Origin of the sequence: Photobacterium sp. OFAV2-7, from assembly GCF_022347985.1 — a bacterium.
GTDB lineage: Bacteria > Pseudomonadota > Gammaproteobacteria > Enterobacterales > Vibrionaceae > Photobacterium.
The window spans coordinates 1-9,584 of record NZ_JAKRFQ010000095.1 but is presented as its reverse complement, the minus strand read 5'-3'; the positions used below and the strand labels follow the sequence as shown (position 1 = coordinate 9,584).

Genomic DNA, 9,584 nt, shown 5'->3' with positions numbered 1-9,584 from the left:
ATAGGCATATTGGCTCTGAAAGGTGAGGTTAACACTTCACCTTTCAGTTGTATTGAATTGTCTACTGGGAAGTGAGTGACTAACTATATTTACCCCAGTCGCGCTTGACAAACCAGTTTGTCGGCCAGGAAACAAATTCACTTGGTGAAAATTCATCACCTAAAACCTCCATGTCGACAATGCGTTCAGGCAGTAAAGAAAGAATATGATGGCGGTGATCACTGTCATAATCCCACAGATGATAGCGATCAGACTGATTTTGTGCTAACCGTCTTGGACCAAAGTCCATTGGTGCACAGGTTCTTGTCAGTTTCTGGCCACTTTCTTTGGAGATAAACGTTAGACGCACCATTTTTTTGTTTTGAATAGCATCAACAAAATGACTTTGATACATAGTAAACTCCTAACAACATGTGTCGCTTGTAGCATATGGTAGAAGAACCATGCATAAAAAACTGAGAGAATACTCTAAAAAGTGCTAACGCTATGTTAGTCAAGGCCGATTCTGAAGGGGATGTAGGCATTTTTCCGAATCGTCACCAGCGCTGGTGGCGATTCGATATCTGTTAATGACGCATTATCTTAGAGTTGGTCTTCTCTGGGTGTTTCATCAGGTGGGTATGGCGATTTGTTGCGGTTTGAGCCATGTCATCTAGAATTCGCCCCATGTCTGACGTGTGCAAACATTCCACAACACGAGGCTCGCATTTCAGGTTAGTGCCTAGTTCATAATGACACGCTCTTTCTGGATAGAAGTCGATATCACTGTCTCTGAATTTCTTAGAGTCAGTTATGTCGTTAAACATAGATGCTACGGTGTGGCAGAAGACATCATAAACATCGTTGGTACTTCTGGCTGTATTAATTTTGTTCCTAAAATTAGGTGTGTATGTTCTTTCCAATTTGGAATATGAGATGTGAGAGGGCATGTTTCTTGCCTCCTTCGTGCCTTAGCTATAGTCACCTATTAACTATAGGTCGGCAGAGAACTGAGTCAATCTGAACTCCAGCGCGCCTTAATCACCTCGGCAATTGTCGCTCCCCAGAATTGGTAGATTTCGGGACCGGGGTGAAAGCCGTCGATAGCCATCTGCTCAGGCTTAAGGCGGTAATTGAGGTCGATTAATTCACAATCGTCCTGCGTGGCAGCCCAACGGGTAAGTTGACGATTAAATGCCTTGGCCTTGCTTCCTAGATACCAACGCAAAGGGTGGGGCAAGGCCGGAAACTGTTCCATCGGAGGGATCTTAGTCAGTATGATCTGGCGGCAAGAAAAATGGTTGCGGATTTGCGTGACAAGGGCTTTTTGCTGCTGTAGCCATCGAATCGAACTCAAAGGCTTGGTAACGTCGTTGACACCGAGCGAAATAATCACAATATCATAGGCTTGCCTAGGATGATTAGACAGGCTGGAGCGGGTGTCTCTCGTCGTGGATCCTGACTTGGCATGAAGCTGCCATTCTAGTTTGAAATGACTGCTTAGCTGATTGACCACATTACCTGACAGTGCCTGAGATTGATTCTCGGCACCGACACCTGCGGCAGCCGAGTCGCCGACCAGTAACAAACGAAGCACTCTTCCTTGTCCGGCACTACCGCTTCGCGGGCCGGAAGCCTCTTCCAGTTTTGGGGTTACCTTGCGAACATAACGGCCCTGAACAATGAATACCGGTGCCATCAGTAGCAGAACCAGATTATGAATCATATTTTTCTCCTACGTAGAAGCCCATAGTCATGGAAAAAGTGTCTTCTAGCATAGGATTAATTATTAGCTTTATTCGTCTGATTTTTCTATTTCAATAATAAAAAGAGGCCAAGAATCAGGTTGCCATTATAGGGAAGCAACCATAATTTTGGCCATCAATTTATCGGCTGTTGATTTACAAGCGTATATTACTTATTGGCAGCTGGCTGGACTTCACCATGGACGACCCAAGGCTCGTCAGCAACTGTCAGACTGTCTTTATCCTGCCAGGTGGTAGTGATAGTCGGGATATTTGCTGCAGTTGGTAGTGTCAGCAGCGATGCTCCGGTTAGATTCAACCCTGAATTTGTACAGTCAGCGGCACCACCAGCGGCTGGCAAGAAGCGTTTGTCGATACCCGTTGCTTTAAGCACGTAACGGTTGCCGTTGTTGTCGGTATAAACTTCGGTACCGTCAGCAATACTGAACTGTGCATCCCACTGGCCATTAGTCTGGTTCCATGGGATACCATGCAAGTTACCCGGACCGTGGTACTCAAGCATGACCTGGGTATTGTTATTGCTAGATTCGCCGTTTCGATCATTCGCTGTCGTGTGGGTATAGATAAAGTTAATGGCTTTATCGAACTCGTAGAAGCTTTGGTCTGCCTGGTTTTGCAGCATGGTTAGCTGGCTCCAGCTGTCTAGTCCCATTTCCCAGCGATAGGTAACTACACTTTGGCCGTTAAGGTCATCCCAGCTGGTTACCGAGCCCGCGTCTGAGCTAAGGACAAATTCGCCGCTTGATGCGCCCCAGAAATCTTGGCCATTGCTAAGATCTGCACGGGTGAAGTTAAGTTTAACTGGCTGACCTGACAGTTTCAGTGTCATATCCGCCGGGTCGATGGTATATGCGATGCCTGTTGAAGAAGGGTCTTCGTAGGCCTGAGTGAAGGTCCAGTTAACAGCATCATTCATGCTGATGTTGCTTTGCGGACAGCTGCCGTAACAGGTTAAACCGATAGCACCACTGTTGAAGATGGCATCATTAGCACGGACGGTTTCACTAGTTGTGTAAGCGACTCGGTGAGTACCGCTGCCGTTACCTAAATAGTTGACATTCTGGCGAAGTAACGGTGACCAGAAGTAAGTATTCTGTGTAATGCCAGCATCAACGCCATCCGGGCTACCAGAACCGTTGTCAGCCTGGAACTGACCAGCACTCTCAACCCAGTAAACGGTTACTGAATTGCTGCCGGTCCAATATTCGAAGGCTTCACCATCTTGTAGGTCGCGTTGTCCTTTGGTCTGGCGAACCAGCTTGCCAGGTGCTGTTACTACGTTGTAGCTAACACCGTTTTCATCAGTAATTGTGGTAGGAGACACATAGCCTGGTTGGTGCTCTTCCTCTGTCCATAGTCCCCATTCACCGATAAAGCCGTGCTGGGGCTGGCCGTTTATATTAGAGATATATTCGAAATTGAATCCAGCTTTAATATCCAGCAGAGCACCAGTAGCAAGATTAAACAGCGAATAGCTATGAACGTTTTCGCGTGGGTTGTTACGGCTCAGACAAACTTCCGGGTTACTGCCAACCTGTTTAAAATAGAAGTTTTCATTGTATGCCAGTTTGTATTCAACAGGTACCGGCGGGCTTTGGCTCCAGTCGATGCCCTGTGTCTTACCGCGGCCGCTGTTCCCTTGAGCATCGTCAATTTGTACGATGGCAGCTTGCTCAATGGTATTGCCACCTTCTTCGAAGGTGTTGATTAGGCTGATGATGTTCTGACCGTTCTGAACACTAATGTTCAGGTCACCTTTGTCGCCACCTGTCGCATGTTTAAAGGTAAACTGCAACTCGCCGAACGGGCTGTTCGGGCCAGGTGCTGCCGAAACAGTAGTGTTTATAATGTATTGCCCATCTTGCTCTTCAGAGTCCTGGAACCACACTTCAACTTCCTGCGCGCTGCTGCTGTTGGCACGCTTGGAGCTAACTACAACTTCCGAGTAGGCGATTTTACTTGCAGCAGCCTGAGAGCTGGAGTCGTCCTGGCGTTGTTCACACTGTGCTGAGTCGACCAAAGCCCGGTAGTCAGCGTTGGCAAAGTGCTCGGCACCGGTAGCTTTCATAATACACAGCAGCATGTTAGCCATGTTTAGTGGCTCGGCGGCTTGCTCGCCGACATAGCTGTCAGTAATGGTGTTTGAGTAGTCGGTGCCCGGATCGCTAAAATTAGCAGTAGTGGAAGCTGAAAAGAGGGCGCTGGTGATCGCCGCTGCTAAAGATATCTTATTCATATCAAGTCCTTTTTATTATTATTGTTAGTTAACAACACTGACTGTTGAGGGGGTGCTGATACCACTAACGGCTTGTTCTGTTTCGCTGGAACTTCCTCCGCCGCTATTACAAGCAGTTAGAACAAAACTTAATGTAATTAAACATAACAAGTGCTTTAATAATTTCATTGATATATCCCTTTATAATACACGTCATGTATTCGCCCGGTTTACTATGCCCAAGCTAAAAGCTAATTTATAAGTTGTTGAATAGTAGAAAGTAGAAAGATTAATTTATGTTGATATGAAATCCATTTAATTTAATTGTCTCTGCTCGTGATTATTATAATCCTGATGAATAATAAAATCACAGAGAAGTTTTTATTATCTTTTTAATATTGTGCGAAAGAACAGTGTTAGTTAATTAATTGACGATTAAACCGACGAAATAATATCATTTCCGTCAAAAAAACGACGATCTCATTGAGTTAAAAGCGTCATGATATATTAGTTCAATAACTCTATTTTGGTTGAAAATTGTATACTAACAATAGATATTTTCATATTTATATCTATTTATCAGTAACTTGTATGTTTTTGATGAGAGTCTGATGGATTAGCGGTTTCTATTGTAGGTTTTATAAGAAAAAGTCGATTGTGATCTTAATTCAATAAATGGTTTTGTGTTTTTTCAAGCTTTAAAACCGAGGTTTTAGTGTCTTTATTCTATTTTGACTTTTTCCATGCTCAATTTTGTATAGCATGTTGTATTTATAAGGAATATATCTATCAATTGTTTTTGTTACAGTTTGATGTAACCGCTCTGCTTATTTATTAGCCGATAGTGATAAGTTTAAATATGATGTTCATTGTGATGAATAACACCCAATAGCCATATGTATAAATACAAGCGGCAATAAATATTAAAAGCGCGGATAACTGGCAACCAGTGAGGCTCGTTGAAGCCATATATCTATGTTGTCGGCGAATTACAGTTACTCGTCACTAACCCGATCAAGTATGCCCTGGTGGCATATTGTTGTGTTATTTATACATCTATGTAGATGTTTTTGTGACTTACGCTTGATTAATCAATGAAATCATATGCAATCATTATCGTGAGTAATTGTTTTTGACGTAATTAGAAGAGTAGTGGATGTAAACGTGAACATATTATCAAGCTTTAAAGGCCGAATCATATCGGTCGCGGTCTTGTTGTTGGTAGCCTCGTTGGCTATCTCGTCCTTTTTATCCTATCGGCAGCTATCTTCCTCAATCTTAAGGAACATTGACGAATACTCAATGCTTAAAATTGATAGCTCGTCAGACAGAATCACAGATTGGTTTCAAACCATTAAGGAAGGTGTCATTGCCACCGCACCCGATTTCGCTATTGATCGGAGTGACTTGCAAATCACCTTAATGGTGAAGCAAATTGCAAGTGTATCTAAGGCCTCGGATTTTGTTGTAGGTTTTGAAGACGGTCGTTCTTACGGCGCCAAAAGTGGCATGCGTAGCCTAGCATTGTACGATCCCCGAGTTCGTGGCTGGTACAAAGCAGCCAAGGCAAAGCGGAGTACTGTCATTACTGGTATCTATAAAGGAGCATCTTCTGGAAAGTTGATGATCAGTATTGCAGAACCATTCTTTTACGAAGATAAGTTCCGTGGTGTTTTGCTTGCTGATCTAGATTTGGATTTGCTGGGCGAAGTCGTCAACGAGTCTCCTTTCCCTGGCGCGATGACCGGGTTGTATGACGATAAGGGCACAACTGTCGCTTCTACGGGAGAGGTGGATGTTCCTGGTAAGACAAAACTCTCAGATTTTCCTGAACTGGCAGAACTAGAACGCCAGGTGCTCTCAAAAGAGCAGGGGATTTTCGATTATAGTCTGGGTGGGGTCGACAAGATTGCTTACTTTAAGGAGATTGTTTTAGACGAAGAAAACAGCTGGCACCTTCTTGTCGGTATCGACAAGTCTGTCGCTCACGCCGAAGTTGACGAGGCTGTGAACACCTCGTTGGCAACAGCAGGAATACTGCTGGTGTTTGCGATTGTGATTATTCTGGTTGTACTGAATCGAATCTATCGTCCAATTTTGGATCTAAAATCGACTATCGTCGAACTATCGCAAGGTAATGGCGATCTTACCCGTCGCCTTGATGTCTATACTAATGATGATTTAGGGCAGATAGCAGAAGCGGTGAATATCTTTATTGGTAACCTGCAGGCAATGATGTTGGAGGTTTCTCAGTCTACCGCGCATATTTCAGAAGGGATCCAGCAGCTTAAAACCCAAACGGAACTCAATAACAATGTCCTCACTGCTCACTATTCAGAAACCGAGCAGGTCGTCACAGCCGTTAATGAGATGAGCTCAACAGCTGAAAGTGTCTCTCAGAGTGCTTCTCAGTCGGCGTCATTTACCCAGAAGACCAGTGAAGAGGCTGAGCAGTCTAAGCGTGTGGTTGATGGGGCGGTGAGCAGCGTTGCTGCTTTGATTGACGAAGTCGAGTCTATGGCGCTGAGTATCCAAGCCATGAACGAAGATACCCAGAAGATTGGCTCTGTTCTTGGTGTAATCGGTGAAATTGCCGATCAGACCAACTTGCTGGCTCTCAATGCTGCTATTGAGGCGGCACGTGCCGGTGAGCACGGACGCGGTTTTGCCGTTGTTGCAGACGAAGTTCGCGCATTGGCAGCAAGAACGCAGCAGAGCACTTCTGAAATCAATGAGATGCTAACCAACCTGCGCAACGGGGCAAGCTCGGTTGTTGCAGCCATGGATGTCACTAAAAATAGCTGTCAGCAAACGGCGGATACAACGTCGAATGTGACTGAGAGCCTTGATTCGATGGCGACATCTGTTGTGGAAATCAACGATCTCGGAATTCAGATTGCGACAGCAGCAGAGCAGCAAAGTACGGTGACTGAGGAGATCAGCCGTAACATGATGGCGATTCAGGAGATGGTTAGCCAGCTGACAGATAACGGTACCCAAACCATGGACAGTACAAATAACCTTGCCAGCAGCAATGAGCAATTAGTCGCGATTGTGAAGCAATTTAAGCTTCAGTAGTTACTGCGCAACTAACCTGAAATGATAAACCCAGAGCCGTCACGTCAGTGGCGGCTTTGTTTGTTTATTGACATAAAGAAGGAAACAATCACTTCAGGGCCGTTAATGTCGTTATTTTTGTTGCCAAGAAGGCGAGGTAAGTCCGGCGTGTTACTGCCCGGAAAGTTGTGGCCGCCGCCTTCGATAGCATACAAGATCACATCATTGTGATTACTGGTGCATTGATAACTAACGACTCTGACAACTGAGCTATCTTTTTTATCAATGTCAGGCAGCATTTCAACAGACGGTACGGATGAGCATTGGTTAAACCTTCTCCATAATTTCAATGTTTCGTCCGTTGATAACACATTTCCCATCTTCTTATGCATAAAACGGACTGTACCACCTTGCCATGGCACCATTGGATCCTGGGTTCCGTTCATTAATAACATTGGTAGCGGTGAGTCGGGACGGCAGGTGTTGGCTAGCTTTGCAGGCATGTTGGCAATGACAGGAGCAATGGCAGTGAGCTTGTCGCTGGCTTCGCAGCCCATGCGAAGTGTCATCATGCCGCCATTGGAAAGGCCTGTCATATACACGTTGCTCGGATCAGCGTTGTAGTTGTTGATAAGGTGATCGATCAGGGTGCTGAGAAAACCGACATCGTCAATGAGAATGATCTTGTCAGATTTTCTAGCTGTGTTACCACGACCGTCGTTCCACTGCGCATCAATACCATTGGGATAGGCAACGATAAAACCTTTTTGGTCTGCGAGTTTATTGTACCCGGTTCTCTCCGCGAGTTCGTCACCGTCGGCTCTGCCTCCGCCATGTAGGGCCAGTAGCAAGGGAAATTGGTTGGAAGATGTGTGTTGAGGCGGCAGGTGTAGGTAGAAGCTTCGTTGTAGGCCGTCATGATGGATTGTTTCCAGATGAAGGTCATCATGAGTCGATTGCTTGGCAAAAGTATATGAGCTTATGGCTGAAAATAATATAACAAGCAGAGCAAAGCCGGGTCGTGAATAGGGTGGTCTTGTCATCCTTGGCCTCCTAAAGCTGTCTTACATTTTAGCTTGTACTTTAAATGGTAACGGCACAGACGATGCCGGAGGAGTTCGTATTCGTTATAGCGCCATTCGTCATGGCGCTGATTGTCGTTCTATCTAGTACTTTTTATTTTAGTGGTAGGTAGATATCTGTGATTAATTCGTGCTCCGTAACTTCGGGAAAGAAGTTCATGTAATGAAAGAAGCAGGGGAAATTGCGTAACTCCTCACCGCTTTCAGGCAACCATTGCCCATAGAGATAATGGACTTTGCTATCCAGGTCATCATGTGAACCATGATGCCTGATAACAGCGCATCGCCCGGCGGGAAGGGTTTTGTTTATAACCCCATGGGTGGTAGTGCCGATCGCTTGTTTGACTTCACCACAAATATCGAAGCGAAAGTCCTCAGGGGGTGTGACCTTGGGATCGTCATAGATGATGCCGAAGGTTCTGCTGCTGGTAATCGGTGAGAGTCCGGTTGATTTGCGCCATTCAATAAACTGGCTTGCTGATTCGTTGACGCGTTCCGGCGCTGCACGATGCTCTTTAACGGCCACTTTAGTTTCTTCGAAGAATGTGAGCTCTACTTTCATGTGTTTCTCCAATGCTATTTCACGGTGATGATACTGTTGATTCCAGTTCAACCAATTGGGTTGGTTGCGAAACTCAGAAGGTGACTGACCAAACTCCTTTTTAAATGCGCGAGCGAAGGATTCCGGGTACTCAAATTTCGCATCAAGCGCAATATCAATAATGCGAGTCTTCTGATGGAAAACCAGTTGATAGGCTGCACGTTTGAGTCTCAGTTGCTGGACAAACTTAAAGACATTGATCCCCATGTAATGGCTGAACTGACGATGGAAGTGATATTTAGAGAAATGTGCCACCTTGCTGAGCTTGGCAACTGTTAACTCATCATCGAGGTGCGCATAGATGTAGTTACAGACTTCATCGATTCTTTGTCGGTAATTCTCATTCACTTCCAGTGTATGACCTGTCGTTGTTTTCACTGTATCTTCCAGTTCGTCTTCTGATTGCTTGCTAGTATCGCCATGAAGAAGGCAAATATCCTGACAGATATTGCTATCGTGGTTAAGTGTAAGCAATTGCATTTGCTTACAACAGGCAGTAATTGAGTGTGTTATTATTCTTGCCAAGAATATAAGAGAGTATTTGGGTATAAATTTGGGCGGGGGCTGTTCCTCCAGTTTCAACGCATGGCTGTATATAGAGAACCTATGACTTATAAGATCTTGATTGTTGAAGATGATCCCATCGTTAGAATGAAATTCCGAGGTCACTTTTCACAGGCTGGCTATACCGTTTATGAGGCTGAAAACGGTGCGGCGATGAAGACCGTTCTGGGCAATGAAAAAATCGACCTAATCCTTCTGGATCTTAATCTGCCGGGTGAAGACGGTATCCAACTGACCCGTGAGGTAAGGAATACATCTGATATCGCTATCATTATGGTGACAGGCAGGACTGATCCCATCGATCGAATTTTGGGCCTGGA

At 45.0% G+C, this 9,584-nt stretch carries 8 protein-coding genes; 2 read left to right on the top strand and 6 right to left on the bottom strand.

The genetic code is table 11. From position 1 onward, the window contains the following. Positions 1 to 79 precede the first annotated feature (79 nt). The 4 genes from MHN01_RS08095 to MHN01_RS08080 all read right to left on the bottom strand — a co-directional run bounded on the left by MHN01_RS08095 (position 80) and on the right by MHN01_RS08080 (position 3,981). Positions 80 to 394 (bottom strand): hypothetical protein, encoded by a 315-nt coding sequence (locus tag MHN01_RS08095; RefSeq protein WP_239410878.1) that lies wholly within the window; start codon positions 392 to 394, stop codon positions 80 to 82. Positions 395 to 566: 172 nt separating this feature from the next. Further along, entirely contained in the window at positions 567 to 806 is a 240-nt protein-coding gene (locus MHN01_RS08090; RefSeq protein WP_239410877.1) for a hypothetical protein, read from the bottom strand. Positions 807 to 994: 188 nt separating this feature from the next. Further along, positions 995 to 1,705, bottom strand: a complete 711-nt coding sequence (locus tag MHN01_RS08085; RefSeq protein WP_239410876.1) for an SGNH/GDSL hydrolase family protein — start codon at positions 1,703 to 1,705, stop codon at positions 995 to 997. 188 nt (positions 1,706 to 1,893) lie between these two features. Beyond that, entirely contained in the window at positions 1,894 to 3,981 is a 2,088-nt protein-coding gene (locus MHN01_RS08080) for a hypothetical protein (protein WP_239410874.1), read from the bottom strand. A gap of 1,131 nt (positions 3,982 to 5,112) precedes the next feature. Here MHN01_RS08080 and MHN01_RS08075 point away from each other — a divergent pair. Further along, complete coding sequence (locus tag MHN01_RS08075; protein WP_370646460.1) at positions 5,113 to 7,038, top strand: methyl-accepting chemotaxis protein; 1,926 nt, start codon at positions 5,113 to 5,115, stop codon at positions 7,036 to 7,038. Positions 7,039 to 7,082: 44 nt separating this feature from the next. Here MHN01_RS08075 and MHN01_RS08070 read toward each other — a convergent pair whose 3' ends face one another. After that, the gene (locus tag MHN01_RS08070; protein WP_239410872.1) at positions 7,083 to 8,060 is read right to left on the bottom strand and encodes a PHB depolymerase family esterase; all 978 of its coding nucleotides are present in this window, start codon (positions 8,058 to 8,060) and stop codon (positions 7,083 to 7,085) included. 133 nt (positions 8,061 to 8,193) lie between these two features. Continuing rightward, positions 8,194 to 9,174, bottom strand: coding sequence for a GyrI-like domain-containing protein (locus MHN01_RS08065; RefSeq protein WP_239410871.1), 981 nt, complete (start codon positions 9,172 to 9,174; stop codon positions 8,194 to 8,196). Between the two features lie 132 nt (positions 9,175 to 9,306). Between MHN01_RS08065 and MHN01_RS08060 the strand changes: the two genes are divergently transcribed. Continuing rightward, on the top strand, positions 9,307 to 9,584 hold a 278-nt coding region (locus MHN01_RS08060), incomplete at its 3' end, for a response regulator (protein ID WP_239410869.1).

Bases quoted from the DNA above. Each gene is read 5' to 3' on its own strand.
- MHN01_RS08095 (WP_239410878.1), bottom strand. From the start codon at position 394: ATGTATCAAAGTCATTTTGTTGATGCTATTCAAAACAAAAAAATGGTG.
- MHN01_RS08090 (WP_239410877.1), bottom strand. From the start codon at position 806: ATGTTTAACGACATAACTGACTCTAAGAAATTCAGAGACAGTGATATC.
- MHN01_RS08085 (WP_239410876.1), bottom strand. From the start codon at position 1,705: ATGATTCATAATCTGGTTCTGCTACTGATGGCACCGGTATTCATTGTT.
- MHN01_RS08080 (WP_239410874.1), bottom strand. From the start codon at position 3,981: ATGAATAAGATATCTTTAGCAGCGGCGATCACCAGCGCCCTCTTTTCA.
- MHN01_RS08070 (WP_239410872.1), bottom strand. From the start codon at position 8,060: ATGACAAGACCACCCTATTCACGACCCGGCTTTGCTCTGCTTGTTATA.